Raw genomic sequence first — 25,500 nt, 5'->3', positions numbered from 1 at the left:
GGGTTGACGTTTTCGTATGCGTCAACCTAGGGTTGACGCATGAGTAAACCAGTGGAAATGACCAACAAGGTCCGACTCGACGACCTCATCGACGCGATCAAAAAGGTGCACACCGACGCGCTCGACCAACTGTCCGACGCCGTGATCGCCGCTGATCATCTCGGTGAAGTTGCAGATCACCTGATCGGCCACTTCGTCGATCAGGCGCGCAGGTCGGGAGCTTCGTGGACGGAGATCGGCGCGAGCATGGGTGTCTCGAAGCAGGCTGCGCAGAAGCGTTTTGTTCCCAAGGCGCAGAGTGATCAGAAGCCGATGGATCCGAACGAAGGGTTCAACCGGTTCACTCCCCGGGCGAAGAACGTCGTCGTGGCCTCGCAGAACGAAGCCCGCGCTGCCGGTAATGCAGAGATTCAGCCTGAGCACCTGCTCCTGGGGCTTGTCGAGGAGCCTGCCGGGTTGGCTGCAAAGGCGATTGTCGCCCAGGGGGTGGAGCTTGGCTCCGTTCGGGCCGCGGTGGCAGGCGTACTACCGGCCCCGACTTCCGAACTGCCGGAACTCATCCCGTACGACGCTCGTGCGCGCAAGGTTTTGGAACTGACGTTCCGTGAGGCTCTTCGCCTGGGGCACAACTACATCGGAACCGAGCACATCCTGCTCGCACTACTCGAACTCGAAGACGGATCAGGTGTTCTGGCTGATCTCGGAATCTCGAAATCGGTTGCGGAGTCGTACATCGTGGGAGCTTTGGCCGTCATTCAGGATCAGTGATTCATCTGTGAGCCTGACGCAGAAGAGGGCCGCACCCTTGCGGGTACGGCCCTCTTCTTGTGTCACTGATTAGACAGCGCGCACATTGGTGGCCTGAGGACCCTTCTGGCCCTGGCCAACCTCGAACTCCACACGCTGGTTCTCGTCGAGCGACTTGTAGCCGTTGCCCGAGATTTCAGAGTAATGAACGAACACGTCCGGTGTTCCGTCGTCGGGAGCGATGAAACCAAAGCCCTTTTCGCCGTTGAACCACTTCACGATGCCCTGTGCCATACCGATACTCCCTACAAACTCGATCCGGGCCCTCACATCGAAGTCCCGATCTCGATATGTCTATCCTCCCATGCCGCGCAAGTCGAACGGTGGGCGACGTGCAGAAGCGAGTTGTCAGGGGCCGACGAGGAGGATGGGATACCGATCTTCGGCACTTGTCTGATCAATCCGCCGAAGGCCCCGATTCGTGGCTCGCATGCCGGTCTGCGGCCATAGACCAGCGCGAAGACGCCCGCTCGCTCGAGCGCAGCTGCGTTCTCGCGCTCCAATCGCTCGAAGTCGACAACGTAGGGACCCCATGCGAGCTGAGGGTGGGCTAACCTCTCATTCGCTGTGCCCTCGGCGCGCGCAGCAGACGCCGAGAAGGAGAGAGTGCGCACATGTACGGAACGATTCGCGAATCACCCAAGACTGCTGAACTTGTGGATCAGCTCAGTCGTCGTGGGTTCTTCGGCGTCGGCGCAGCGGCAGCGGCGGCCATCCTTGCGGGTTGTTCCATGTCGTCAGACGCTGCAGACGCTGCAGACGCTGCAGACGCCGGCGAGCAACGCCAGGTGATCAACGCGCTCGGGACCACGACGATCTCGGGGAAACCGGAAAGGATCGTTGTCGCCAGCGACTTCACGGATCTCGAATTCCTCCTGTCCCTTGGCGTTCACCCGGTCGCCTACGGCAATACGGGAGCGTGGGACCGCGGCGTTCTGCCCTGGCAGAGTGCCGCTGGAATAGCCGATCTCGAAAGCTTCGACACCGCAGGCGAGATCAACCCGGAAATCATCGCGCGGTACTCGCCGGACCTCATCATCGGAATGAAGACTTATCTCGAACCGGCGGCTGAGAAGCTCAGTCGGATCGCGCCGGTCGTGGCGTTGGACTGGACCACTTCGTGGCGTGATGGCATCGCCACGGTCGCGCAGGCCGCTTTTGTCGACGAGGCCGCTACTGCAGCGATCGCCCGGACCGACGCTCTGATCGCCGACACCGCCGCTTCGCTGAACGGTTTGGGTGGCAAGGCGATCATGATCGGCTCGATGTACGGCGACCAGTTGTATGTGCAAGGGGATGCCAGTGCGCCCGGAGTTCTGCTGCGCGAACTCGGACTCAATTATCGCGGATACAACGCCGATCAAATGGCTGCTCTGTCGATGGAGCAGGCCGGAGTACTCGCGCCCGCAGACATTCTGCTCAGCCTCGCGTCTGATCCGGAGGCGACGGCGAGGTTGGAGAACTTCGCAGTCTTCCAGAACCTCCCCGCGGTGAAGGCGCGAGCCTACGCGCCTGTCGAACTTCTGCTCTCGAATGCCTTCGTCGACAATTTCGGTCCACTGAGCGCCCCGTACGCATTGCCTCAACTCGCGGAGCTCTTGACCGGACTTGCGGCCGGTCAGGGAAAACAGCTCGCCTGAGCTCGCTTCCGGGCGTATGGACGCTGCGTCGGCCTAGCATCGAGGCATGGTGGACATAGATCTGACGGGCCGCGCCGCAGTAGTCGGCGGATCGCAACCGCTGCGAGCGATACTCGAAACACCCACTACCCCCGGCCCGTGGCCGGGGGTAGTGATGATTCACGAGGCCTTCGGGCTCGAAGAGGTAATGCAGCGGCAAGCCAAGCGACTGGCCGCAGCGGGGTTCTTGACGCTCGCTGTCGACCTGTACAGCGCGGGTGGGGCGAAGCGGTGCCTCGTGCCCACCATGACGTCGATGCTTCGAGGGCACGGCAAGGCGTTCACCGACATCGAAGTCGCTCGCAGTTGGCTGGTGGAATCCCCGGACTGCACCGGAAAGATCGGTGTCATCGGATTCTGCATGGGTGGCGGCTTCGCGATGGTCAGCGCCGGAGATTTCGACGCCGCCTCGGTCAACTACGGCCAGCTTCCGCGCAAACTCGATGAAGCCGTGGTGGATTCGTGCCCGATCGTCGGGAGCTTCGGAGGTAAGGATTTCTCGCTCCGGGGCGCGGCAGCGAAACTGGAGACAGCGCTGAACAATGCCGGTATCGCGAACGACGTCAAGGAGTACCCCACCGCCGGCCACGCGTTCCTCAACGACGCGGAGGCCGGCCCCAAGGTACTTCGTCCGTTGGAGCGAATCCTCGGAATCGGTCCCGATCCTGTTGCAGCGCAAGATGCTTGGAAGCGAATCGACTCGTTCTTCGAGCGTCACCTGGCATGATCAGCGACTGGTTCTCTCGCCTCCGTTGACTGCCAATACCTGACCGGTGATCTGCCGGGCACCCGGTGAGGCCAGGAAGTGGACGGCCGCCGCGATGTCGTCCGGTGTTCCGGCGCGCTTGGTGCTGGTGGATTCGATCAACATCGCGCGACGATCGTCCGTCAGAAAGTCTCGGAAGAACTCGGTGTCAGCGATGTAACCGGGGGAGACGATGTTCGCCGTGATGCCTTTGGGGCCCAGTTCGGCGGCCAGATCGATATTCCACGTCGCAACTGCGGCTTTGGCGGCGCCATACGCGCCCGCGCCCTTGTCGGCGGCTATCGATCCGATGGTGATGACGGCACCGCCGCTGGGGATTCGATCGCGAACTGCGGCTGTGGTCAAAACCGCCGAGATGAGATTGGAATCCAGATTGGCACGCCACGCGGCGGCCAGGGATTCCAGATCTGACGGTGCTTCGCGGTCGAAGTCCGTGTTGCCGCCGGCGCAGTGCACGACGACGTCGATGGTTCCCGGAAGCGAATCCTGCAGCCGCTTCAGGTCTTTCGGGTCGGAATTGTCGCACGTCACGGCGTGCACCTTGAAGCCCAACTCCTCGGCGGTCTTTTCGAGTGTTTCCGTGCGTCGGCCGGTGACAAATACTGTGTCTCCGTCTCGGGTGAACGCTTCCGCTACTGCGCGCCCGATCCCTGTTCCGCCGCCGGTTACCAGAACTGTGCGTGTCATGCCTACCTCCGTGAGCTACGTTTAGACCTATACGGAGAACGTATCATTTAGATCTAAACGAGGTGTGTAGTGGTGGGCGAATACAACCCGGACGACGCGGTGGACGCGGTTGCGTTGGCCTGGCTTCGCGAAAGGCCAGGCACGCCCGTAGAAGGTATCGGCATCGTGACCAGGCTGTGGATGTGCGCCAAGCTGCTGGGTGAGGATCGCCGACGGGTACTCGCCTCGGCCGGTGCGGACACAGCGACACTGGATCTACTCAGTGTCCTGCGGCGATCCGGCGAGCCGTATCAATTGACGACTCGCCAGATCACCGAGCAGACCGGAGTCACTGCCGGTGCGATCTCGCAGCGACTCGCGCGCGCGGAAAACGCGGGTCTGGTGGAGAGATCTCCCGCCGCGGAAGGGTCACGAATTGTGCTCGTGACACTCACTGTCGCCGGCCACGAACTGGTGGAGCAATTGGTGGACCGAGTTCTCGGCCGTGAAGCCGAACTGACGTCGATTCTTTCCGAGCAGCAGCAGGCCGAACTCACCGACCTGTTGCGTGTCTTTCTCGACGGTCTACGAGGCCAACTCGGAGACCCCGGCGTTGCACACGTCGGAGCTTGATCAGGACAGGTGCTCGAAGACCGCAGCCAAGCCCTGCCCGCCGCCGATGCACATCGTCTCGAGGCCGTAACGCGCTTCGCGACGGTCCATCTCGCGCAACAGGGTGGCCAGGATTCGTCCACCCGTGGCGCCGACCGGATGGCCGAGGGAGATGCCGGAGCCGTTGGGGTTGATGCGCGGATCGTCGGCCTCGAGTTTCCAGTTCTGCAGGACGGCAAGTGCCTGTGCGGCAAAGGCTTCGTTGAGTTCGATGACATCCATGTCCGCCAGGGTCAGCCCGAGGCGGCCGAGTGCCTTCTCCGACGCCGGGACGGGGCCGATGCCCATGGTTCGCGGCGGAACTCCTGCGACGCTCCAACTCGCCAGGCGTGCGAGTGGTCGCAGTCCGAGAGCACGGGCCTTGTCTGCAGTGGTGACGATCGCCAGCGCTGCGCCGTCGTTCTGACCGCTGGCATTACCTGCGGTCACGGTGGAGTCGGGGTCGATCTTTCCGCGCATGGGCCGAAGGCGCGCAAGCGATTCCATCGAGGTGTCGGCGCGCGGATGCTCGTCGGTGTCGACGAGCAGGGCCTCACCCTTGCTCTGCGGAACGGATACCGGAACGATTTCCTCGGCGAAGACGCCGTTCTTCTGTGCGGCAATGGCACGCTGATGCGACTGTACCGCGAGTGCGTCCTGATCCTCGCGGCTGATGGAGAACTCGGCGCGCAGGTTCTCTGCCGTTTCGATCATTCCGCCGGGGACCGGGAAGTCGCGTCCACCGGCCGTGACGCGGGCGCGAGCGAGACGATCGCTGAGTGCAACACCTTCACCCTTGACGCCCCAACGCATTCCGGTTGCGTAGAACTCGGCCTGGCTCATCGACTCGGCACCGCCGGCGAGGACCAGATCACTGGCACCGGACTGAACCTGCATGACGGCCTGGATGATTGCCTGCAATCCCGACCCGCACCGGCGATCCACCTGCATGCCAGGAACGTCCACGCCCAGACCGGCGTTCAGCGCCGCGATGCGCCCGATCGCGGGAGCCTCACCGTTCGGCGAGGCCTGGCCGAGGATGACGTCGTCGATCTCTGCGCCGGAAATGCCGGTACGCGTGACGAGTTCGGTGATCAGCGTCGAGGCGAGATCCTCCGGGGCGACGTCGCGGAATACACCGCCGAAGCGGCCTACGGGGGTGCGGAGCGGTTCACAGATGACAACGTCAGGCATTGGTTCTTCCTTGGGTATGCTCGGTCAGCGAGTGACAGCCGAGTGATTGTTGGACGACTGAGTGCGTCCGAGATCGACGGAGATGGCGTCTGCGGTGGCGACTGCGGCCGGAACCAGTTCACCGCGAACAGCTTCAGCGCTGTAGCGGGCGGCTTGGGTGGAGATGTTGACGGCCGCGACCACGTCACCGGTTGCGTCCCGGATGGGTGCGGCGAGCGAGCGCAGACCCTCTTCGAGTTCCTGATCGACTATCGCGAATCCGTCGGCGCGAATCTTCTCGAGTTCGGAACGCAGTCCGTCGGCGGTGGAGATGGTTTTGCCGGTCAGGCGGGCGAAGGACACTCGAGCGAGATAGGCGCCCAGTGCGTCGTCGGGTAGGCCTGCGAGCAGGACCCTGCCCATGGACGTCGCATAGGCGGGAAAGCGAGTGCCGATGGTGATGGAAACCGTCATGATGCGGCTGACCGGAACACGGGCCACGTATACGACGTCGTCACCGTCGAGGATCGACACTGACGTGGATTCACGAACCTTGGCGGACAAGGCTTCCAGATGTGGCCCGGCGATCTCGGGAAGAGACAGGCTGGAGAGGTAGCTGTAGCCGAGTTCGAGGACGCGCGGCGTCAACCAGAACACCGAACCGTCAGTACGTACGTATTCGAGTTCGACGAGTGTGAGTAGGAAGCGGCGAGCAGTCGCACGGGTGAGATCGGTGTGCCTGGCAACCTCGCTGAGGCTGCGACGTGGGTGTTCACCGTCGAAAGCCTTGATGACGGAAAGCCCACGGGCCAGCGACTGCACGTAGTCCGGGGACGGTCCCGGCGCTTGCTCGCTGCTGTTCTCACTCATGTTGTCTCGTTCTCCTCAGGTTCGGCCGAGAGGTCCGCGAGTGCTTGCTTTCCCAGCGCAAAAGCCAAGTTGCTGTTCGGCACACCCGCATAGACCGCGGTATGGAGAAATACTTCCACGAGTTCGTCGGGATCGATCCCGGCACGCAGCGCAGCGCGAATGTGCATGTCGAGTTCGTGTTCGTTGCCGACGGCGGTGAGGATCGCGAGAGTGAGGAGTCTGCGGGTGTGGTGATCGAGGCCGGGGCGTGACCAGATGTCGCCCCACGCCGTACGAGTGATGAAGTCCTGGAACGGGGCCGTGAACTCGGTGGCACCGGCGATGGAACGGTCGACGTGGGCGTCGCCGAGTACCTCGCGCCGTACGGTCATGCCTGCTGACACCGCGGCGCTACGTTGGGCAACTGCCGATGTGTGCGAGGCAATATGCGTAGCAAGTAGTTTGGTGACGCGCCCGGCCTGCTCGACGTTGGCGAGGTGTGCACCGGGATCAACGACGTGCAGTACCGCATCGGCGATACCGTCGGCGATTGCACTCAACGTCACCGGAGGTGTCGACGGATCCTGCTCGCCTGCGATGAGGAGCGTCGGAGCGACGATGCGGGCCAGGTCGGCGCGGCCGTCCCACACCGAAAGTGCCTCGCAGCAGGCGGCATAGCCCTCGTCAGGTGTGGCTTCGACCATCGCGACATGGCGGGCGACTAGTTCCGGATCGTTTTCGGCCAGTCCCGGCGTGAACCAGCGTGCGACCACAGCGGCCGCGATGGATGCAATACCGTCTGCACGGACAGCCTGGGCGCGATCGATCCACGGCTGAGCCGGGGCGAACTGCGAGGACGTACACATCAAGGTCAACGTCTCGACGCGGGTGGGGAGGTGCGCGGCGATCCACTGGCTGACGGCGCCGCCGAGGGAGAGCCCGACCAGATGAACGGATTCGAGTTCGAGCGAATCGAGGAGAGCGATGACATCGCCGGCGAGATCGGCGATGGAGTAGGGGCCCGCGGGAACCGGCGACTTGCCGTGACCGCGATGGTCGACGGCGATGACGCGGTACCGATTCGACAGCGCGTGAATCTGCGGCTGCCACATGGACAGATCGGATCCGAGTGAACCCAGGAGAACTACTGCGGGAGCATCAGGATTGCCGGTCTGTTGAAAGTTGAGCGCGACGCTCATCGAGATCCTCCTGTAGGGCGTTCGGCGAGGGCGCGGTCGACCAGATCGGGGGCGTGGCCCAGATAGTGTGCGGGGTCGAGTAGTTCGGAGATCTCCGCTTCGCTCAGGTGCTCGGCGATGGCGGGATCACGATCCAACCTGATTCCGGAAGTGGCTGCTGCTGTGACGATGTCGCGTGCCCGATCGGTGTGCGCGGACAGGGCCTTGGTGACACGCTCGGCGAGAATCAGGCCGCCGGTGATGTCGAGATTGCGGGCCATCGACTCGGTGTGTACTTGCAGACCGGTGAGGCTGACGGAAAGCTGGTGCGCTGCTCCGCCTGCCAGACGCAGGAGATCGGTGACGGTTTCCCACTCGGCGTGCCAGGGGCCTGCAGCGCGAGCGAATTCGTGATCCATGTTCGAGAGGGCTGTAGCGACCAGTGCGGGAGCACGTCGCGCTGCTGCGCGGGCGGTGATGGCCGCTACGGGATTCTGCTTGTGCGGCATGGCCGATGAGCCGCCCGGAGCGTTTTCGGCAACCTCGGACAGTTCGGTGGACGCCATGACGGTGATGTCGGTGGCGGGCTTGGATACAGCGCCGGCGACGATACCGAGGGTAGTCGCGAGTTCTGCGATGGTCACGCGGTCGGTGTGCCAGGGAGCAACCTGCCTGGCGAGTCCGAGTTCGTCGGCCAGTGCATCGGCGATCCTGAGTCCGTCGGGATACAGGGCAGCGAGTGTGCCTGCGGCACCGCCGAACTGAACCGGCAACGTGGACAGCACGATCTCGAGGCGAATCGCGGCGGCGTCGAGTGCCGTGAACCAACTGGAGGCCAAGAGACCGAACGTGGTCGGAAGTGCCTGTTGGCCCAGGGTTCTCGCGACCATCGGGGTCGATCGATGGATGCGAGCGAGGTGGGCGGCGGAATCGGCGGCACGTGTCAGGTCGGCCAGAACCACCGCGCCCGCACGCCGCGTCAACAGCATGAGGGCACAGTCCATGATGTCCTGGCTGGTGGCTCCCGGATGTACCACGGAGGCCGGCACACCTTCCTGTCCCACCCTTTCGCGAAGCATCTTCACCAACGGGATGACAGGATTTCCACTGGCCGCCGACGCCCGGCCGAGCGCCACGATGTCCAGACCACCCGGTTGTGAGAGTTCGGCCGCAGCAGCCGCCACCGCGGCGCAATGTTTCCCGTCCGCCAATCCGACTGTGGACATCGCGCAGCTCAGTGCAGCTTCCACGTCGAGCAACGCGGTGACCCACGCCTGGTCGGACAGGTGTTCCGCTACTCGGGTGGCCCCGAACACCGGATCGAACAGTGCACCGCGAGTGGGCATGTGTACTCCTCTTACAGCTCGAAGAAGGGCGTCTCGACGCCGTTCGCGTCCTCGTCCTGAACATAGACCGTCCAGGAGTACCCACCGTCGACCTTGGTTGCAACCAACTTCGCGCGTTCGGTTTCGCTCAGTGACGACAGGACCGGATCTGTTGCCTGTGCGTCGGCGTCCTCGGGGAAGTACAAGCGGGTGACCAGGCGGTCGAGCATGCCGCGCGCAAATACCGACACGTTGACGTGTGGGGCTTCGCTCACGTCAGCTTCGGTGGGCAGCGCACCGGGCTTGACCGTGTGGACCAGTGCGGTGCCCGTGGGATCCGCTGCGCTGCGGGCGAATCCGCGAAAACCGGCCGGAGTGAGGTCCACTGCGCCGCGGGGATCGTCCGGATGGTTGAAGCGTCCGAGGGTATCGGCCTGCCACGTTTCGATCATCGCGTCGGCGACGGGTGTACGGGCGCCGTCGATCACCGTGATGGCCAGCGTGATTCGTCCGGGGGCGTCGGTCGGGGCGGCGTCGGGGCCGTCCGTCCAGGGGAGGCCGATGTGCCAGTACGGACCGACGGTCTGAGAGGGCGTGACACCGAAGGGGGCGGTGGTGAAGTCGCCGGGGACGACGGGGTAACGCGGGGCGAGCGAAGCGACGGGGGATGTGGCCGGGGCGAGCGAAGCGACGGGGGATGTGGCCGGGGTGAGCTTTTCAGTCATCGTGGTCTTCCTCGTTCTCGAATACGGAGGCATTACGGCCGCGCAGGACGATGTCGAAGCGGAACCCGAGAGCCCAGTTGGGGACTGTGGCGTCGTAGTCGAAGACGCTGACCATGCGGTGACGTGCTGCTTCGGGTACCGCGTTGTAGATCGGGTCCTGGAAGAACATCGGATCGTCGGGGAAGTACATTTGCGTCACCAGGCGCTGCGTGAATGCCGTGCCGAACAGCGAGAAATGGATGTGTGCCGGTCGCCATGCGTTGTCGTGGTTCATCCACGGGTAGGCGCCCGGCTTGATCGTGGTGAAGCTGTAGTGGCCGTTCGCGTCGCTCACGCAGCGACCGAGCCCGTTGAAGAACGGGTCCAGCGGTGCGGGCCAGTTGTCGCCGGTGTGGCGGTAGCGTCCACCGGCGTTGGCCTGCCACACCTCGAGCAGTGTGTGGGGGACCGGCTTTCCGTCGCCGTCGAGAACACGGCCGTGGACAACGATGCGCTGTCCCTGTGCTTCGCCGCCGTTGGCAATGGTCAGGTCGTTTTCGCCGGCTCCGACACGGTCCTCGCCGAATACCGGCCCGGTGAGCTCCGTGAGGCGCTGGGGGAGCAGCTTCAGCGGTTGCTTCGGGTGGCGAAGTGAAGTGGTCTTGTAGTCCGCGAAATCGGCCGGGGCGTTGACGCCAGCCGGCCGCTGGTACCTCGGCGGTAGATGCAGCATAGGGAACCTCGTCGTTCGGTTACGTGAAGGTGTTCGCAATGTGTACATGTGTTGCGCTCTGCGAACAGGATAGTTCGTAGATGTGACCCAGGCAATGCCGGGGACGAAAAATGTTCGGGATGCGCACGAGGGTTCACAATACGTACGCCTCACGCTACTGTGATCGACATGATGGACAAAGTCATTCCCACTGCTGCCGAGGCCGTCGCCGACGTGCCGGACGGCGTCACGATCGCTGTCGGAGGTTTCGGACTCGTCGGCGTGCCGGAGATCCTCATCGATGCGCTCCTCAAGCAGGGCGCCACCTCACTCGAAACGGTGAGCAACAACTGCGGCACCGACGGGTTCGGGCTCGGAGTACTTCTGGAGAAGGGACGGATCCGCCGTACTGTCAGCTCGTACGTCGGCTCCAACAAGGAGTTCGCGCGTCAGTACCTTTCCGGTGAACTCGAAGTCGAACTGACGCCGCAGGGCACGCTCGCCGAGCGCATGCGCGCCGGGGGAGCGGGCATCCCCGCGTTCTTCACCCCGGCCGGCGTCGGCACCCAGGTTGCCGACGGTGGCCTGCCACTGCGTTACGACGGCAATGGCGGCATCGCAGTTGCCAGTCCGCCCAAGGAAACTCGCGAATTCGACGGCGTCACCTACGTGATGGAGCGCGGCATCGTCGCCGACTACGCACTTGTTCATGCTTGGAAGGGCGACCGGCACGGCAACCTCGTCTATCGCGCGAGTACCCAGAACTTCAATCCGGCTGCAGCAACGTCGGGTCGCATCACCATCGCGCAGGTCGAGCACCTCGTCGAGCCAGGCGAGCTCGATCCAGCCGAGATTCACACGCCCGGCATTCACGTTCAGCGCGTTGTCCACGTCGGCCCGGTGACGGTCGGCATCGAGAATCGGACGGTACGAGCATGACTTCTGTACTACCCACCAAACTCACCCGCGAAGAGATGGCGGCTCGCGTCGCGCGCGAACTCGAGGACGGGCAGTACGTGAACCTCGGCATCGGTATGCCGACGCTGGTTCCGAACTACCTCCCGACAGATATCACCGTCGTATTGCACTCGGAGAACGGCGTTCTGGGCGTGGGGCCGTACCCCACCGAGGACGAACTCGATCCCGAGCTGATCAATGCAGGCAAGGAGACCATCACCGTTCTCCCCGGTGCTTCGTTCTTCGACTCCTCCGCGTCGTTCGGCATGATCCGCGGCGGCCAGGTCGACGTTGCCGTGCTCGGTGCCATGCAGGTCAGTGCCACCGGGGATCTTGCGAACTGGATGATCCCCGGCCACATGGTCAAAGGCATGGGTGGCGCGATGGATCTGGTCCACGGCGCAAAGCGCGTCATCGTGATGATGGAGCACGTCTCGAAGAAGGGTGAGCACAAGATCGTCGAGGAGTGCTCACTTCCGTTGACCGGTAAGGGCTGCGTGCAGCGAATCATCACCGACATGGCCGTGATCGACGTGACTGTCGACGGTCTCCGTCTGGTGGAGACGGCGCCGGGCATCAGCGTCGACGACGTGGTTGCTGCCACCGGCGCGAAACTGATTATTTGACAGGTTGTTTCATCTCGGTACTCAGCCGCCGGGTCGTGACTTTCAACCGACCCGGCGGCTGCTTTACGCGCCGTCGTCGTTCAGTTCGCTCTCGACCGGAATCCAGAGTTCGAACCGTGCGACGGTGAAATTGTCGTTGTACTCGGTACGCATTATCTCGGGACCAGGCACGGAGCGAAAAGGGTTGGCCGGGAACCATTCCGTGTAGATATCTCGCCACAGATACTGCACAGACTCGATTGCCGATCCGTCGGCGGTGAACACGGCCCACGTGTGTGCGTCGACCGAAAGCGCGTCGAAGCCCGAGGGCGAGGTTTTGCCGGTGACCACTCCCAGGTAGTAATCCAGTTCTGTGCCTTCAGTTCTGGGATGCGCCAAATTGTCGACAACACTGACGATTCCCTCCGGTTCTTGATCGGACAGCTCGCGCAACCCTCGCAGCGCGACCTTGTCCACGGTGCGGGTGAAATCTTCGATGGCAGAATTGGGACCTTCGTGAACCAGCGGTACCCGGGTTTTGAATCCGACTACCGTCAAGGCAGGTTTGTCCACAAGCATGTAGTCCATCGGTGTGGCTCCTTCCAACGTCAAGTGAATGACAAGTTTCGGTTGTGATTTGAGAACGGCGGGAGCGCGTTTGACTGCGCCGGGACTCACTCCGTGAAATGTGGTGAACGCTCGTGTGAAGGCTTCCGCGGACGAGTACCCGTACTTCACGGCTGTCTCCAAGACTCCTGACCTGCTGACGGACAACTCGGCACCGGCCAGGGTCAGTCGACGTCGACGGATGTACTCCGACACGGGAATGCCGGCGAGGGCCGAGAACATCCTTCGAAAGTGATATTCCGAGGTGGTTGCCAGCCTTGCCATCTCGGCTGTGTCGATCTCGCCGCTCAGATTGCCTTCGATGTACTCGAGCGCGCGGTTCAGTCCGTCGATCATCGTGTCTTCCTGTTCACGGATTTCACGCTACGCAGATCACCTCGTTCGTACCCGACTATCCGTGCCCGAAAAAGTCGGGCAGGAAATGCATCTGGACAACTCAGTTAATCGTGATTATCTTGAATCGAACATTGATGGTTGACCAGGAGGCACAGTGAGCACCCGTTTTCCGCAGGCTGAATTGACCGAGGTGCCCGAGGACATCGCCACCAAGATTCTCGAGATCCAGGAGAAGTCGGGGTTCGTGCCCAATGTCTTCCTGATGTTCGCGCGGCGCCCAGCTGAGTTCCGGGCATTCTTCGCGTACCACGACGCGATCATGCTCAAGGAAGATTCCGCGCTCACCAAGGGTGATCGGGAAATGATCGTCACCACGATCTCTGCGGCCAACAAATGTACGTACTGCGTTGTCGCGCACGGCGCGATTCTGCGTATTTACGAGAAGAAGCCGCTGGTTGCCGATCAAGTTGCGGTCAACTATCGCACCGCAGAGATCTCCGATCGTCAGCGCGCGATGCTCGACTTCGCCACCAAGGTGAACTCCGCCTCGCACGAAATCGCCGACGCCGACTTCGACGCTCTCCGTGAGCACGGCTTCGGTAACGAGGACGCGTGGGACATTGCGGCGATCACTGCATTCTTCGGCCTCAGCAACCGAATGGCGAGTTTTTCCGGCATGCTGCCCAATCCGGAGTTCTACCTGATGGGGCGCGTTCCGCGGTCCTGATTCCTGCGCATCGAACACAAGCTCCCAACTTTTCGGACCGACCGGTCGTAACGCCTGGAACTCAGCCGACGAAGTAAAGGCTGTCCACGCCGGAATTGTCGTCTTCGTGAAGAAGGCCGAAAGGTTGAGCGCTATGTCGGAGAAGTCCATCGCCCATTCTCGGAGGGTCCGCTCTGCGGCCGCCGGTGCCGTACTCGCTCTCGGATTGGCGGTGGGCGGCACGGGAATTGCATCGGCAGAGCCGGAAACCGTGTGTACCCCGAGCGCGGATCCGCTTGTGACCTGCGGCGAGGAAGAAGTAGTTCCCACCACCGACGCCGACGCGGCGACAAGCACCGAGACCGCGCCCGAGAAGGCCGAAGCCGGCGCTGCAGAAGCAGGTACTGCCGGAACCGCAGGGACGGACGCCGCAGCACTGGCGGAAGCCGAAGCAAAAGCGAAAGCCGCAGCCGACGCCGCAGCGAAGGCCGCCGAAGCAGCCGCGACGGCAGGGGTCGACTCGTCAGAAGCGACAGACACTTCGGTGAAGGCGACCGAGGCAATGACTCAGGCGAGCGTCGAGGCAACCAAGGCGGCAGTCGAGTCGACCCAGGCCAAGGCAGAGGCCGGGGCTGCAGAACAGTCTGCCAAGGAAGCCGAAGAGGCAGCCAAGGTTGCGGCGTCCGCGGCGGCCGATGCCAAAGAGGTAGCAAAAACAGCTCAGGCAGAAGCTGACGCCGCCGCAGCCAAGGCTGCGGAACTCGAGGAAGCAGCGAAGGCCGCCGGTTCGGGGGCCAAGACCGAAGAGGCCGCAAAGGCGCGCGCCGAGGCTGATGCTCTGCAGGCCAAAGCCGATGACGCGAAGGCTGCCGCGGATGCGAACGCCAAACTGGTCGATGACAAGAACAAGGAAGCAGAGGAAGCTCTCAAGAACTGGGACTTCGCGAAGGCGTTCGCTGCAAAGGCCGAAGCGCTGGCAGCAGCGTGGAATGCCAAGCAGCTTGCAGTCACCGTGAGGGAGACTCAGAAGGTGGCCACCGCCGCCGAAACCACGGCCAAGGCAGCTGAGTCCGCGGCAGCCACCGAGGTAGAAGCTGCCACCGCCGCCCGTAAGGCCGCAGACGAAGCGGCTGCTACTGCGGCTTCTGCACAGAAGGACGCCGACGCTGCGGCGAAGGCTGCGCAGACGGCCCAGGCCGAAGCCGACGCTGCGGGCGAGTCGGCCACCGACAAGCGAGCAATCGCCGACGAGAAGGCTGCCGAGGCTGCCAAGAAGGCCGAAGCTGCTGAAGCGGCGAGCAAGAAGGCGCAAGACCTCTACCTGGCCGCCGAAGACGCGAAGGCCGCAGCAGACGCCGCAGCTGCAAAGGCCAAGGAAGCTCAGGCCGCTGCGGCAGCCGCAAAGGCCGAAGCGGATGCAGCGCAGAAGATCGTCGACGAGCTCAAGGCCAAGGGCGAGAAGGAGATCGACAACGGAACAGGCGTCGGCGGTGAAGTGATCATCGGTGAGCACACAGACGACGGTTCCGGAGTCACGAAGGTCGACGAGACCACGGCAGTAGTGAACAAGACCGGTGTCAAACTGGTCGGCTACTACAACAACAAGGGCGCCTTCGACGTCGTCGATTACTACGTCACCGACGCCGACGGTGATCCGGCACTTGCCGGAAGCCTTCCTCCGGTCGAGCTTGCTCTCGGTGACACTGCAAGTAGCACCAGCGGTAGCAGCAGTTCCAATCTGCCGGCTGTGCTGATCGGCGTCGGAGTCGTGGGCGCCGCGGCCGCAGCAGCTACGACGGTGGTCGTTCGTCGCAAGCGTCATGACGGTACGGGCAACACGTCTGCGTAACGCCGGTCTGTCCGCGGTAGCGATCCTCGCACTCCTCGTATCCGGATGTTCGGGCGAGAACTCGGGATCGCTACCTGACCGCTCGCCGGTGCAGTCGCACATCGCGGCTGCGCCGGCTTCGGTGAGCGTCGATCCGGCCGAACCCGACCGGATCGAAGTGAGGTCTGCGTCCGGTGTTACGTATCTGAGCAGTCCGTTGCACTCGGAGAAACTGATGCGTGGCGGCGAGAGTGGACAGCAGCTGAATCCGGTCGACGAACTGCCGGTGTGGTGGGGCGAGAGCGGACTGCCAGGAACGTCGACCACACAGACCGTTGTTGTCGTCGGGCACAACTACACCACTCGCGAAGCACCGTTCCGAGCGCTACGGGTAGTGGAGCCAGGTGATCACGTCCTGCTGGGCACACCGAACGGAGTGCTCGAGTACGACGTCGAAACCGTCGGGCCGCTGCACAAAGGTTCGCTGCTCGGCACTCACGAGTTGCGCGAATCCGTTCCGGGACGTCTGATCCTCGCCAATTGTGATGTCGTCGAGGGGGAGTCGACGCAGGACAACTACATCATTGTCGCCCAGCTGGCAACGCACTGAATCTGCGACAGTGCAACAATGGGTGCATGGATTCTCTCGGTCTTCTCTCGGAACTGGTAGCCCTCGACACGGTCTCCGGAGAGGCAGTTCCTCAGCGGAGAGCCATGGATTCGATTGTCTCGTTGGTGCTCTCGCATGCGCCGCAGGCAAAGGTGGAGTCGGACCCGACCGGCAATCACCCCTGGGCCTTGATCACCAACGAAGCAGCACCCTCGGCGGCAAGACTGCTGTTCGCCTGCCACGTCGACACGGTGCCGGTGGGCACTGTCTCCGACTGGGAGTTCGATCCGTATGCCGCGCAGGTCGACGGCGAATTGTTCCTCGGTAGAGGAACATCGGATATGAAAGCCGGTCTTGTTGCCGCTACTGCCGCGGTAGTCGACGCCTTCGAACGGGGAGTCCCGGTCGCACTTCTGCTGACGAGCGACGAGGAAATCGGATCGCTCGGTGCAGTTCGTTCGGCCGACGCCGTCGCTGATCTCGAGATCGGGGCCGTCATCGTTCCCGAGGCGACGGGCAATCGAATCAATCTGGGGCACCGCGGTGCACTGTGGCTCGAAGTGTCCGTCAAAGGAAAAGCTGCGCACGGGAGTACGCCGCAGCGCGGAACGAACGCCGTCCTCAAACTCCTTGACGTCGTCGACCGCGCTCGATGTGAGCTTCCGCTGTCGTCGGACGCGTTTCTGGGTGCCGAAACCTGGAACCTGGGCTTGGTCGGCGGGGGTTCGGCTCCGAACATCGTGCCGGACAGTGCACGTGCGGTGATCGATCACCGCACGGTGGGAGACGGCGCAGACCTGCTCGCATGGTGGCGCGCCCAACCGGAGGTCGACTCGGTCGAGACGTCGATTCACCTGGGAGGTGTGCGTACCGACGCGTCGGATCCGTGGTTGGCTACCTTGCCGATCCCTGTTGCAACCGAACCGGTTTCGTACTTCACCGACGCTTCGGTACTGGCCGCGGCCGCCCCCGGCGCTCCCGTCGTGATCTGGGGTCCGGGCACTCCCTCGCTGATGCATGCGGCCAACGAAAGCGTCAAGGTCTCGGAACTGGACGATGCAATTGCTGCTTACGGTGCGGTGGCCGCCGCTTGGCCGACGGTGGACTGACGGACAATCAGTTCAGGAGCAAGCGCAATGTGGGCTGTCGACTCGGAAGAGTTGTTCATCGCCTGATCCAGAAGGCGCACAGCTTCTTCCGCGATTCTCTCCTGCGGCTGCCCGACGGTGGTCAACGGCGGATTGCACAACTCAGAGAATGGGATGTTGTCGAAACCGGTGACCAGAACGTCGCCGGGAACGTCGATGCCCAATGTATGGCAGGTCTGCAACACGCCGAGTGCGATCAAGTCGTCGGCGCACACCAGAGCGTCGGGGCGAGTCTTGCCGGTCAGGATGGTGTTGGAGGCCGTGCGCCCCCACTCGATCGAGTACTCGCCGAGTTGTGTCCACTCGTCACGAGTTTCGATTCCCATTCGATCCGCATGGCGGAAGAATCCGGCCCGGCGAAGTTCGGTCGACGAATTGGTCAGCTCGGAACTGATGAAGGCGGCCGATCGCGCGCCACGCTCCGACAGATGCTCCATCACAAGGGATTGCGCGGCGTCGTCGTCGACACCGACCCAATCCGTTTGCGTATCCATTGCAAACCGGTCCAGTTGAACGACCGGAAGCGTTGCCGCGCTGGCTCGGACTGCTTCGGCACTCAATTCGCCGTGGCACGGGCTGATGATGATTCCGTCCACCTGCCGCGAGACGAGCGACTTGAGCCGCTGAGCTTCCACGTCGGGGTCGGAACGAGAATCGCACAGGAACAGTTGTAGTCCGCGCTGAGCAAGGACGTGTTCGACGTTGACCACCAGCGAAGTGAAGAAGGGGTTCGCGATACTCGGAACCACCATGCCGACAGTGTCCGTCCGATTGCGACGCAACGAGCTGGCGATGATGTTTCCCGAGTATCCGAGAGAATCTGCGGCTCGTTTGATCGTCGCGGCAAGCTCGTCCGAGACAGGGCGGGATCCGGACAGTGCCCGCGACACGGTGGCAGTTGACACCCCGGCCAGTTCCGCGACATCGCGAATGGTCGCCTTGCGCATGCGTCCCCCGTTTTCTGCTCGATTCGGCTCCGAGGTTATCGAACCGCACGGTCCAGTGTCCCGCATGTAACGCGATTGAGGCAATCGTTTACAAATTCGAATTGTGAAATCCTTGACACAACCCGGTGTTGATCGCATAACCTGCTAATTCATCAAGGCAATCGATTACATCGTGCGCAGATCTTGTGCATGGACATACAGCGCAAATCTTGCGCATGGAATGGGGTAGCTGAAGTGACCGCATCACCGCTCGGAGTCTTTCCGCCCAAGCCCTCGGCGTTGGCAGAGATGTTCACCGGCACGCCTTCTCTCATCGGGGCCATCCACCTCCCTGCCCTGCCGGGAAGCCCGCACTACACCGGGCAGCCGGTTTCGGAAATTGCACGCTTCGCTGTCGAGGAAGCACACGCGTACGTCGACAACGGTTTCGACGGTGTCATCGTCGAAAATCACTGGGACATACCGTTCCTGAAGCCCGGAGAACACGGATACGAGACCGCCGCCAGCATGGGAGTCATCACGGCAGCGGTGGTCGGCGAGTTCGGCAAGGCCGTCGGCGTCAGCATCCTGTCCAACGCCGGCGAGTGCGGAGTGGCCGCGGCGTGGGCGGCAGGCGCGAGTTTTGTGCGCGTCAATCAGTGGGCCAATGCCTACATTGCCAATGAGGGTTTCATCGAGGGCCAGGCCGCCAAGACGACTCGCTTCCGCCATCGCATCGGCGCAGACCCCGTCCGGATCTTCGCTGATGTGCACGTCAAGCACGGTGCGCATGCGATTGTTGCGGACCGGACCGTCGCGGAGCAGACCGAGGACGCCGAGTTCTTCGACGCAGACGTCCTGATAGCGACAGGTTCGCGCACCGGTGACGCCGCTTCGGTCGACGAAGTGTCCGTGATCCGCGACAACACGGTTCTTCCGGTGATCATCGGATCCGGCATCACGGCCGCCAACGTCGCAGCACTGATGAAGGAATGCGACGGCGCGATAGTTGCTTCTTCGGTGAAGGACAATGGACGCTGGTGGGGACGCGTCGCAGGCGAGAAGGTTCGCGAACTGTCCCGGGCTGCAGGAAAGTAACCATGATTGTCTTTTGTGGATACGCCAACAATGATGTGACGGTACATGTTCCACACGTACCGGTGCTCGGAGAGCGCGTGCAGGCAACGGCCATCAGTCAGATCGACGGTGGAATGAATGCGAATGCTGCGGTATCCGCGGCCCGAATGGGCGCGCAGGTGATCTTTGCCGGTGCCGTGGGCCCGGATGTGCGGTCCACCGAGTTTCTCGACACTCTCGAGGCTGACGGCGTCGACACCAGTTGGTCGCCGCGAGATGCGTTCCTGTCGACGGCGGTTGTTCTCATCGCTCAGGACGGTGATCGCTCCATCATCAGCCAGGACGACCCGAACGATGCCGAACGCATCGGAGTTGTCGTCACCCGATTGGCCGCTGCCGGCGGTGGACGGCTGTTCCTCGACGGATACCGTGCGGTCTTTCTCCCAGATGAATTGCCGGGAAGCGTAAGTCTGGTAATCGATCTGGACGGTTGTGAAAACAAAGCCGTGGCACTGCGCGCGTTCGCGCTGGCGGACCACGTCGTCGTGGGGCGTGCCCTGTGGGAAGGCGAGTTCGGGATCGGTTTCGATCAGTGGCAGACACTGGCCGCCGAGCACAACACCCACCTCCTGGTGACCGACGGCTCGCGAGGTTGGACACTGGCTACACCGGACGGCGAGGTGACGAGCGAACCGGCAGTAGTGGTCGACGTCGTCGATGCAGTCGGAGCCGGTGATTGCTTCGGCGGTACGTACATAGCCTTCATCGACGCCGGGCGCTCACCGGTGGACGCCGCACGACTAGCGGGAGCCTCGGCTGCTTTGGCTTGCGCCACCGCCGGACCCCGCGGATGCCCAACCCGAGATGAATTGGACAGCTTCACAGCAACATTGACCCCTCACACCCTTTTGGAGACTCGATGATGAAACGTGCTTTGCCTCTGGCGCTGGGAGCTGCAGTCGCGCTCACGCTCACCGCTTGTGACTCGGCGTCGTCGAGTGACTCGAAAGACGCATCGGGTGGCTCGTCCATCCCGCAGCCGACCCGGGTCGCCGAGAGCTGTGACGGGACGAACGGCAAGCTCAAGGTCGGTCTGGTAACCATCAACCTTCAGGCGCTGTACTTCAACCAGATCAACAATGCCGCGAAGAACGTCGCGGACAAGGCAGGCGTCGACCTGCAGATCATCAGTGGCAACGACGATTCCGTCGCACAGGCCAATGCTTTCGACAATCTGATCGCCGCCGGTGTCGACGCGATCATCGTCGACGCGATCGACACGGACGGAATCAAGCCGTCGGTGGTCAAGGCCAAGAACGCGGGCATCCCCGTCGTCGCGGTCGACGCAACCATCGACGATCCGGCACTGTCGACTCAGGTCGGTACGGCCAATGCCGAGGGCGGCGCGAAAATCGGAAACACCTTGGCCGACGTCGCGAACGACACCGGAACGGTTGGTATCGTCGGTGCGCTCAACAGCACGGTCCAGCTGGAGCGGCAGAAGGGCTTCACCGAGACCGTGACCGGCCGAGGAATGACCGTCGGCACCGTTGTGGACGGACGTAACATTCAGGAGAACGCCCAGACCGCAGCGGAGAATCTGCTGACCGGCGGCGGCGACATGAAGTACGTCTATGCAACCGGTGAGCCGGCCTTGATCGGGCTCGTCGCGGCGGTAAACAGTCAGAAGGCGCAGGATCGCATCGAGGCAGTCGGTTGGGATCTTTCGGATCAGGCGGTAGGCGGACTCAAAGCCGGTTGGCTTAAAGGCGTGGTCCAGCAGAACACCTTCGAATTCGGCCACGAGGCAATGAATTCGGCAATCGACCTGGCTTGTGGCCGCGGCGCTCCGGCGAACATCCCCGTCCCCACCCAGATCGTGACTCCGGAGAACGTCGCCGACTACATGTACTACTTGGAGAAGTAAACATGGCACCTCCACTGATCGAACTCTCGGGCATCACCAAGTCGTACGGACCGGTGAAGTCCCTTCAAGGAGTGGACCTTCGGCTGGCGAAGGGTGAAGTACTCGGAGTTGTCGGCGACAACGGCGCCGGCAAATCCACCTTGATGAAGATTCTCGCCGGCGCGGTTCAGCACGACGGCGGCGAAATGCGCGTCAACGGTGAACCCGTACGCTTTTCGACGCCGCTCGACGCGCAGCAGAAGAAGATCGGGATCGTCTACCAGGACCTGGCTCTGTGCGACACGCTCGACGTCGCCAGCAACCTGTTCCTCGGCCGAGAACCGCGAAAAGGTCCCTTTCTCGACCGGCATGCCATGCACGAGAAGGCGGCTCACATTCTCGCCGACCTGCATGTCAAGGTGAAGTCTACTTACCAGGAGATCGGGCAGCTGTCCGGCGGGCAGCGGCAAACCGTCGCGATCGCCCGCGCGGTCTCTTTCCGGCCAGACGTACTGATCCTCGACGAGCCCACCGCAGCGCTCGCCGTCGCCGAGGTCGAGTCGGTGCTCAAGCTGATCACGGACGTGGCAGCGGCCGGGGTGGGCGTCATTCTCGTGACGCACCGCCTGCAGGATCTGTTCCGCGTGTGTGACCGAATCACGGTGATGTACGAGGGGCAGAGCGTCGACGACGTTCCGATCGGCGACCTCAACATCGAGTCTCTCGTCGGACTCATCACTCGAACTCCGGTGCCGCAACGGACACCGGTAGCAGCACAGGGAGTCACGGCATGACCACTCTCGAGAAGACCCAGGCACCGGTCGAGCGAAAGCTTGCCGCAAAGCCGTCGTTGTGGGACAGCGTCAACAAGCCGACGCTTGCGATGCTCGCGGTGACGATTGCTGTCGCAGCCGTCTTCTCGGCGACCACGTCGTCGTTCCTGACGTTCACGAACCTGTCGAACCTGGCAACCCAGATCGCTCCGGTTCTGATCATCGCGGTAGCAATGACTTTCGTGATCACGGCCGGTCAGATCGACCTGTCCGTCGGTGCGATAGTCGCGTTCGTCGCGGCGATGAGTGCCGAACTGATCCAGGCGGGCGTCGATTCGTCCCTGGTCTTCGTCGCCGCCCCGGTGATGGGTGCGGCCTGGGGTCTGGTCAACGGTTGGCTGGCCGCCTATCAGGGCATTCCGCCGTTCATCGTGACTCTGGCGACGATGTCCGTGATTCGCGGTATCGCGCTGTACCGGACCGAAGGGTTCTCCGTTCCGGTCCCGGCAGACACCTACTTCGCGAAGCTCGGAACTGCCGAGTTCCTCGGATTCTCCGCCAGTGCGTGGATCGCTCTCGTCGTCGTGGTCATCGGAGCAATTGCGCTCAACCGCATGCGCTTCGGACGCTACGTCACCGGTATCGGCTCCAACGTCGAATCCGTACGACGGTCCGGCGTCAACACCCGTCGTGTGCTCATGATGACGCTCGTTTTCACCGGCCTTGCTGCCGGCATCGCGGGACTGCTGATCGCAGCTCGACTCGGCTCGGGTTCGGCCAATTCTGCAACGGGATTCGAGCTCACCGTGATCACCGCTGTGGTTCTCGGTGGCACCAACCTCTTCGGCGGTCGCGGCACCGTGATCGGTACCGTCATCGGCGCTGTCCTGACCGGAATCATCGCCAACGGTTTGACTCTGCTCGGCGTGAGCCCGTTCCTGACGCCGATCATCACCGGTGTTGTTCTGCTACTGGCCATCTGGATCAACATGCGCGGACATACACTGAGCGCGCTGTGGCGACACCTGCAGTTCGCACCGTCGGGGCCTGCACGGTCATGAGCAAGGTTCGTACCGTCACGGGAATTGTGGACAGCTCGGAACTCGGACTGGTTCTCCCACACGAACATCTGCATAACGACGTCACCGGTGCATACACCGAGGCACTGGATCCGGTTGTGGCGCAGCGGTTGGCCGGTCCGGTACGTGCCGAGAATGCCTGGCTTCTTCACGACAATCCGTACTACAGCCTCGACAATTGTCGAGTCGACGACGCAGCGGCCGTGGTGGAAGACCTTGCGGACTTCGCTCGCCTCGGTGGTCGGACGATCGTAGATCTGACGCCACCGGGGCTGGGCCGGGCGCCGGAGAAGTTGGCGGAGTTCTCGCGAAAGTCCGACGTGCGAGTGATCATGGGTTCGGGGTGGTACCTCGAGACGACCCATCCGGTGGAGGTCCACGAACTCGGCGTCGACGATCTGGCGGGTTCGCTCGTCGAGGAGTTCGATCCGGCAAAGGAATTGGCTCCGGGAGTGATCGGGGAGATCGGCGTCTCCCCGCTCTTCACTCAGAACGAGGCCAAGGCGTTGCGGGCGGCGTGCATCGCTCAGCGTGAGGTGGACGTGCCCCTGTTCGTCCACCTTCCGGGATGGCAGCGCGTCGGACATCACGTTGTCGACATCGTTGTCAACGAGATGGGTGTCGATCCGCAAGCCGTAGTTCTGTGCCACATGGACCCGTCGGGACACGACGCCGACTACCAACGATCGCTCGCCGACCGCGGAGTCTTCCTCGAGTTCGACATGATCGGAATGCCTTTCGACTTCCCCGGAGAGGGCCTTTCACCACATCCGGCGGAAACAGCTACTGCGGTAGCCGGTTTGGTGACTACCGGCCACGCCTCACAACTCCTGCTCAGTCACGACCTCTTCCTCAAATCAATGCTCAGAAAGCACGGCGGTAACGGATTCTCCTACGTACCACTCGCCTTCGCCGCACGGTTGGTGCGCGCAGGCGTAGATCCCCAGCAAGTGTCCGCACTGATGCGAGACAACCCGAGGTCGCTCTTCGAGCAGGCCGCGAAAGGAAACAGAAGCAGTCATGGGTAAACGAGTACTGATCGCCGGCGAGAGCTGGATGACGACGTCGACGCACGTCAAGGGCGTCGACGAGTTCAGTGTCCATTCCTACGTCGAGGGGGTCGGTCCACTTCGGGATGCGCTCACCTCGCGTGGCCACGACGTGACACACATGCCCGCACACCTGGTGCCGACGCAGTTCCCCGGTACCGCAGAAGCACTGTCGCAGTTCGACGTCGTCGTTCTCTCCGACATCGGAGCGAACTCACTGCAGTTGGCTCCCGGTGTGTTCGACCAGTTCCGCGCCGGCGAGGATCGCCTTGTTGCGCTTCGTGACTGGGTGAACGCCGGTGGCTCACTGATGATGATCGGTGGCTACCTCTCGTTTTCAGGATTCCAAGCACGAGCAGCTTTCCGCCAGACCGCGATCGCCGAGGTACTGCCGGTGACCATGCTGGCCGAGGACGATCGCGTCGAGACGCCGGCCGGGATTGTTCCCACCGTTGTCGATGCTGGTCATCCGGCTCTCGGTGGTGCCGGGGATTCGTGGCCGGCACTCCTGGGTTACAACCGCGTCGTCGCGAAGGACGGTGCTGCGGTTCCTGCCACCATCAACGGCGATCCGCTTGTCGCTGCGGGTGAATACGGCGCGGGACGGTCGATCGTCTTCACCTCGGACTGTTCGCCGCACTGGGCTCCGCCGGAGTTCTGTGAGCAGTGGCCCGGATACACCGACCTGTTCGACGGTTTGATCAGTTGGGTCGCCGGCGAATGAGTCGGTCCTCAGACCTGCTCGCGCGGCAGCAGAGTAACCTCGCTGCCGCGCGGGCGGTTCCATTCATCGAGGACACCATCGGCGGGACGTTGAGTGACGAGGGATTTCGCCGGTACCTCGTGATCGAAGAGGCATTCGTACTGACGGCCGTCAAGGTGTTGGGGTTGGTGGTCGCCGAATCCCCGACGCTCGACGACGCGCTCGACCACGTGACGTCGATGTCGAACCTGGTGGGCGAACAGCGCGAGTATTTTGCGCAGTTGCGTTCCCGATTCCCCTACGAGGGCGACGCAGCGGCTCTGGTCGAGGAGTCGTCTGTGCTGTCCACGCACGCCTTGACTCTCGCTCGTGACGAGGGCCGGGCAGCTGCCCTGGTGGGCATGTACGCCGCGGAGACCCTGTATCTGTCGTGGTGCCGGGAGGCTGCGGCCGTGAAGGTAGAGCGCGAACCAGCGTTGCAGGACTGGGTGGACATGCATGTCGCTCCGCCGTTCGTGTCTCAGGTGGCGGTGCTGGCGTGCGAGGTGGACACCATGCCCGAGTCCGTGACGGACGAGGACCTGGATCGTTGGTTCTCCGGCATGCTGGCCGCGGAGATCGATTTTCACAACGTGGCGGTGTGAGCCACTGCTGTGCGCC

Annotated in this window: 28 protein-coding genes; 18 read left to right on the top strand and 10 right to left on the bottom strand. The window is 62.9% G+C overall.

The genetic code is table 11. The features are described from left to right. The first annotated feature begins 39 nt into the window (after positions 1-39). Positions 40-768 (top strand): Clp protease N-terminal domain-containing protein, encoded by a 729-nt coding sequence (locus tag QM716_RS17285; protein WP_283305248.1) that lies wholly within the window; start codon positions 40-42, stop codon positions 766-768. Positions 769-837: 69 nt separating this feature from the next. Here the strand turns inward: QM716_RS17285 and QM716_RS17280 are convergent, their stop codons facing one another. After that, a complete protein-coding gene (locus tag QM716_RS17280; protein ID WP_003939930.1) occupies positions 838-1,041 on the bottom strand; it encodes a cold-shock protein in 204 nt (67 codons plus the stop codon). A gap of 380 nt (positions 1,042-1,421) precedes the next feature. On the opposite strand from QM716_RS17280, the gene QM716_RS17275 reads away from it, so the two are divergent. Next, complete coding sequence (locus QM716_RS17275) at positions 1,422-2,447, top strand: ABC transporter substrate-binding protein (RefSeq protein WP_283305247.1); 1,026 nt, start codon at positions 1,422-1,424, stop codon at positions 2,445-2,447. 46 nt (positions 2,448-2,493) lie between these two features. After that, a complete protein-coding gene (locus tag QM716_RS17270) occupies positions 2,494-3,213 on the top strand; it encodes a dienelactone hydrolase family protein (RefSeq protein WP_283305246.1) in 720 nt (239 codons plus the stop codon). On the opposite strand, the gene QM716_RS17265 is transcribed toward QM716_RS17270, so the two are convergent. Next, complete coding sequence (locus QM716_RS17265; protein WP_283305245.1) at positions 3,214-3,939, bottom strand: SDR family NAD(P)-dependent oxidoreductase; 726 nt, start codon at positions 3,937-3,939, stop codon at positions 3,214-3,216. A gap of 72 nt (positions 3,940-4,011) precedes the next feature. Between QM716_RS17265 and QM716_RS17260 the strand changes: the two genes are divergently transcribed. Beyond that, positions 4,012-4,551 (top strand): MarR family winged helix-turn-helix transcriptional regulator, encoded by a 540-nt coding sequence (locus QM716_RS17260; protein ID WP_283305244.1) that lies wholly within the window; start codon positions 4,012-4,014, stop codon positions 4,549-4,551. Here QM716_RS17260 and QM716_RS17255 read toward each other — a convergent pair whose 3' ends face one another. The 6 genes from QM716_RS17255 to pcaH are packed head-to-tail and all read right to left on the bottom strand — an operon-like array spanning position 4,552 to position 10,531. Further along, positions 4,552-5,763: an acetyl-CoA C-acetyltransferase gene (locus tag QM716_RS17255; RefSeq protein WP_283305243.1), complete on the bottom strand. Its 1,212-nt coding sequence runs from the start codon at positions 5,761-5,763 to the stop codon at positions 4,552-4,554. It lies immediately after the preceding gene. A gap of 24 nt (positions 5,764-5,787) precedes the next feature. After that, on the bottom strand, positions 5,788-6,612 hold the full coding sequence (locus tag QM716_RS17250) for an IclR family transcriptional regulator domain-containing protein (RefSeq protein WP_283305242.1): 825 nt from the start codon (positions 6,610-6,612) through the stop codon (positions 5,788-5,790). Then, entirely contained in the window at positions 6,609-7,790 is a 1,182-nt protein-coding gene (gene pcaDC / locus QM716_RS17245; protein ID WP_283305241.1) for a bifunctional 3-oxoadipate enol-lactonase/4-carboxymuconolactone decarboxylase PcaDC, read from the bottom strand. The genes QM716_RS17250 and pcaDC overlap by 4 nt, the downstream gene beginning before the upstream one ends. Further along, the gene (pcaB, locus tag QM716_RS17240) at positions 7,787-9,115 is read right to left on the bottom strand and encodes a 3-carboxy-cis,cis-muconate cycloisomerase (RefSeq protein WP_283305240.1); all 1,329 of its coding nucleotides are present in this window, start codon (positions 9,113-9,115) and stop codon (positions 7,787-7,789) included. The genes pcaDC and pcaB overlap by 4 nt, the downstream gene beginning before the upstream one ends. Before the next feature lie 11 nt (positions 9,116-9,126). Further along, positions 9,127-9,819 (bottom strand): protocatechuate 3,4-dioxygenase subunit alpha, encoded by a 693-nt coding sequence (pcaG, locus tag QM716_RS17235; protein WP_283305239.1) that lies wholly within the window; start codon positions 9,817-9,819, stop codon positions 9,127-9,129. Next, positions 9,812-10,531 carry a protocatechuate 3,4-dioxygenase subunit beta gene (gene pcaH, locus QM716_RS17230; protein WP_283305238.1) on the bottom strand — a complete coding sequence of 240 codons (720 nt, stop codon included), beginning with the start codon at positions 10,529-10,531 and terminating at the stop codon, positions 9,812-9,814. Before pcaH ends, pcaG begins: the two co-directional genes overlap by 8 nt. 171 nt (positions 10,532-10,702) lie before the next feature. Here pcaH and QM716_RS17225 point away from each other — a divergent pair, with 171 nt between their 5' ends. Together QM716_RS17225 and QM716_RS17220 are read left to right on the top strand one after the other, a co-directional pair. Next, positions 10,703-11,449, top strand: a complete 747-nt coding sequence (locus tag QM716_RS17225) for a CoA transferase subunit A (RefSeq protein WP_283305484.1) — start codon at positions 10,703-10,705, stop codon at positions 11,447-11,449. Beyond that, on the top strand, positions 11,446-12,093 hold the full coding sequence (locus tag QM716_RS17220; RefSeq protein WP_283305237.1) for a CoA transferase subunit B: 648 nt from the start codon (positions 11,446-11,448) through the stop codon (positions 12,091-12,093). The genes QM716_RS17225 and QM716_RS17220 overlap by 4 nt, the downstream gene beginning before the upstream one ends. 63 nt (positions 12,094-12,156) lie before the next feature. Here the strand turns inward: QM716_RS17220 and QM716_RS17215 are convergent, their stop codons facing one another. Beyond that, positions 12,157-13,035: an AraC family transcriptional regulator gene (locus QM716_RS17215; RefSeq protein ID WP_283305236.1), complete on the bottom strand. Its 879-nt coding sequence runs from the start codon at positions 13,033-13,035 to the stop codon at positions 12,157-12,159. Between the two features lie 154 nt (positions 13,036-13,189). Between QM716_RS17215 and QM716_RS17210 the strand changes: the two genes are divergently transcribed. The 4 genes from QM716_RS17210 to QM716_RS17195 all read left to right on the top strand — a co-directional run bounded on the left by QM716_RS17210 (position 13,190) and on the right by QM716_RS17195 (position 17,288). Continuing rightward, a complete protein-coding gene (locus QM716_RS17210; RefSeq protein WP_283305235.1) occupies positions 13,190-13,762 on the top strand; it encodes a peroxidase-related enzyme in 573 nt (190 codons plus the stop codon). A gap of 106 nt (positions 13,763-13,868) precedes the next feature. Next, positions 13,869-15,590, top strand: coding sequence for a hypothetical protein (locus QM716_RS17205; protein WP_283305234.1), 1,722 nt, complete (start codon positions 13,869-13,871; stop codon positions 15,588-15,590). After that, positions 15,562-16,179: a sortase domain-containing protein gene (locus tag QM716_RS17200; RefSeq protein WP_283305233.1), complete on the top strand. Its 618-nt coding sequence runs from the start codon at positions 15,562-15,564 to the stop codon at positions 16,177-16,179. Before QM716_RS17205 ends, QM716_RS17200 begins: the two co-directional genes overlap by 29 nt. Before the next feature lie 26 nt (positions 16,180-16,205). Continuing rightward, complete coding sequence (locus QM716_RS17195; RefSeq protein WP_283305232.1) at positions 16,206-17,288, top strand: M20 family metallopeptidase; 1,083 nt, start codon at positions 16,206-16,208, stop codon at positions 17,286-17,288. Here the strand turns inward: QM716_RS17195 and QM716_RS17190 are convergent. Then, positions 17,249-18,274, bottom strand: a complete 1,026-nt coding sequence (locus QM716_RS17190; protein ID WP_141488323.1) for a LacI family DNA-binding transcriptional regulator — start codon at positions 18,272-18,274, stop codon at positions 17,249-17,251. The genes QM716_RS17195 and QM716_RS17190 overlap by 40 nt on opposite strands. Before the next feature lie 234 nt (positions 18,275-18,508). On the opposite strand from QM716_RS17190, the gene QM716_RS17185 reads away from it, so the two are divergent. Genes QM716_RS17185 through QM716_RS17150 form a run of 8 tightly spaced genes read left to right on the top strand, consistent with a single transcriptional unit; the run spans position 18,509 to position 25,484 of the window. Next, positions 18,509-19,351 (top strand): BtpA/SgcQ family protein, encoded by an 843-nt coding sequence (locus tag QM716_RS17185; protein ID WP_003940276.1) that lies wholly within the window; start codon positions 18,509-18,511, stop codon positions 19,349-19,351. 2 nt (positions 19,352-19,353) lie between these two features. Then, positions 19,354-20,253 (top strand): carbohydrate kinase family protein, encoded by a 900-nt coding sequence (locus tag QM716_RS17180; protein ID WP_283305231.1) that lies wholly within the window; start codon positions 19,354-19,356, stop codon positions 20,251-20,253. After that, positions 20,250-21,257 carry a substrate-binding domain-containing protein gene (locus QM716_RS17175; protein ID WP_283305230.1) on the top strand — a complete coding sequence of 336 codons (1,008 nt, stop codon included), beginning with the start codon at positions 20,250-20,252 and terminating at the stop codon, positions 21,255-21,257. The genes QM716_RS17180 and QM716_RS17175 overlap by 4 nt, the downstream gene beginning before the upstream one ends. Positions 21,258-21,259: 2 nt before the next feature. Then, positions 21,260-22,030, top strand: a complete 771-nt coding sequence (locus QM716_RS17170; RefSeq protein ID WP_283305229.1) for an ATP-binding cassette domain-containing protein — start codon at positions 21,260-21,262, stop codon at positions 22,028-22,030. Further along, positions 22,027-23,070, top strand: coding sequence for an ABC transporter permease (locus QM716_RS17165; RefSeq protein ID WP_283305228.1), 1,044 nt, complete (start codon positions 22,027-22,029; stop codon positions 23,068-23,070). The genes QM716_RS17170 and QM716_RS17165 overlap by 4 nt, the downstream gene beginning before the upstream one ends. After that, positions 23,025-24,116: a phosphotriesterase family protein gene (locus QM716_RS17160; RefSeq protein ID WP_283305227.1), complete on the top strand. Its 1,092-nt coding sequence runs from the start codon at positions 23,025-23,027 to the stop codon at positions 24,114-24,116. Before QM716_RS17165 ends, QM716_RS17160 begins: the two co-directional genes overlap by 46 nt. Continuing rightward, complete coding sequence (locus tag QM716_RS17155; protein ID WP_283305226.1) at positions 24,109-24,861, top strand: glutamine amidotransferase; 753 nt, start codon at positions 24,109-24,111, stop codon at positions 24,859-24,861. The genes QM716_RS17160 and QM716_RS17155 overlap by 8 nt, the downstream gene beginning before the upstream one ends. Next, positions 24,858-25,484, top strand: coding sequence for a TenA family protein (locus QM716_RS17150; protein WP_283305225.1), 627 nt, complete (start codon positions 24,858-24,860; stop codon positions 25,482-25,484). Before QM716_RS17155 ends, QM716_RS17150 begins: the two co-directional genes overlap by 4 nt. The last annotated feature ends 16 nt before the right edge of the window (positions 25,485-25,500 follow it).

The sequence above is a fragment of the Rhodococcus sp. IEGM 1409 genome (assembly GCF_030056735.1).
Lineage (GTDB): Bacteria > Actinomycetota > Actinomycetes > Mycobacteriales > Mycobacteriaceae > Rhodococcus_F.
The sequence above is the reverse complement of the archived record's forward strand: the minus strand, read 5'-3'. Positions and strand labels throughout refer to the sequence as shown.

Coding starts and splice junctions, on each gene's coding strand:
- QM716_RS17285 (WP_283305248.1), top strand. CDS start 40: ATGAGTAAACCAGTGGAAATGACCAACAAGGTCCGACTCGACGACCTC.
- QM716_RS17280 (WP_003939930.1), bottom strand. CDS start 1,041: ATGGCACAGGGCATCGTGAAGTGGTTCAACGGCGAAAAGGGCTTTGGT.
- QM716_RS17275 (WP_283305247.1), top strand. CDS start 1,422: ATGTACGGAACGATTCGCGAATCACCCAAGACTGCTGAACTTGTGGAT.
- QM716_RS17270 (WP_283305246.1), top strand. CDS start 2,494: ATGGTGGACATAGATCTGACGGGCCGCGCCGCAGTAGTCGGCGGATCG.
- QM716_RS17265 (WP_283305245.1), bottom strand. CDS start 3,939: ATGACACGCACAGTTCTGGTAACCGGCGGCGGAACAGGGATCGGGCGC.
- QM716_RS17255 (WP_283305243.1), bottom strand. CDS start 5,763: ATGCCTGACGTTGTCATCTGTGAACCGCTCCGCACCCCCGTAGGCCGC.
- QM716_RS17250 (WP_283305242.1), bottom strand. CDS start 6,612: ATGAGTGAGAACAGCAGCGAGCAAGCGCCGGGACCGTCCCCGGACTAC.
- pcaDC (WP_283305241.1), bottom strand. CDS start 7,790: ATGAGCGTCGCGCTCAACTTTCAACAGACCGGCAATCCTGATGCTCCC.
- pcaB (WP_283305240.1), bottom strand. CDS start 9,115: ATGCCCACTCGCGGTGCACTGTTCGATCCGGTGTTCGGGGCCACCCGA.
- pcaG (WP_283305239.1), bottom strand. CDS start 9,819: ATGACTGAAAAGCTCACCCCGGCCACATCCCCCGTCGCTTCGCTCGCC.
- pcaH (WP_283305238.1), bottom strand. CDS start 10,531: ATGCTGCATCTACCGCCGAGGTACCAGCGGCCGGCTGGCGTCAACGCC.
- QM716_RS17225 (WP_283305484.1), top strand. CDS start 10,703: ATGGACAAAGTCATTCCCACTGCTGCCGAGGCCGTCGCCGACGTGCCG.
- QM716_RS17220 (WP_283305237.1), top strand. CDS start 11,446: ATGACTTCTGTACTACCCACCAAACTCACCCGCGAAGAGATGGCGGCT.
- QM716_RS17215 (WP_283305236.1), bottom strand. CDS start 13,035: ATGATCGACGGACTGAACCGCGCGCTCGAGTACATCGAAGGCAATCTG.
- QM716_RS17200 (WP_283305233.1), top strand. CDS start 15,562: ATGACGGTACGGGCAACACGTCTGCGTAACGCCGGTCTGTCCGCGGTA.
- QM716_RS17195 (WP_283305232.1), top strand. CDS start 16,206: ATGGATTCTCTCGGTCTTCTCTCGGAACTGGTAGCCCTCGACACGGTC.
- QM716_RS17190 (WP_141488323.1), bottom strand. CDS start 18,274: ATGCGCAAGGCGACCATTCGCGATGTCGCGGAACTGGCCGGGGTGTCA.
- QM716_RS17180 (WP_283305231.1), top strand. CDS start 19,354: ATGATTGTCTTTTGTGGATACGCCAACAATGATGTGACGGTACATGTT.
- QM716_RS17175 (WP_283305230.1), top strand. CDS start 20,250: ATGATGAAACGTGCTTTGCCTCTGGCGCTGGGAGCTGCAGTCGCGCTC.
- QM716_RS17170 (WP_283305229.1), top strand. CDS start 21,260: ATGGCACCTCCACTGATCGAACTCTCGGGCATCACCAAGTCGTACGGA.
- QM716_RS17165 (WP_283305228.1), top strand. CDS start 22,027: ATGACCACTCTCGAGAAGACCCAGGCACCGGTCGAGCGAAAGCTTGCC.
- QM716_RS17155 (WP_283305226.1), top strand. CDS start 24,109: ATGGGTAAACGAGTACTGATCGCCGGCGAGAGCTGGATGACGACGTCG.
- QM716_RS17150 (WP_283305225.1), top strand. CDS start 24,858: ATGAGTCGGTCCTCAGACCTGCTCGCGCGGCAGCAGAGTAACCTCGCT.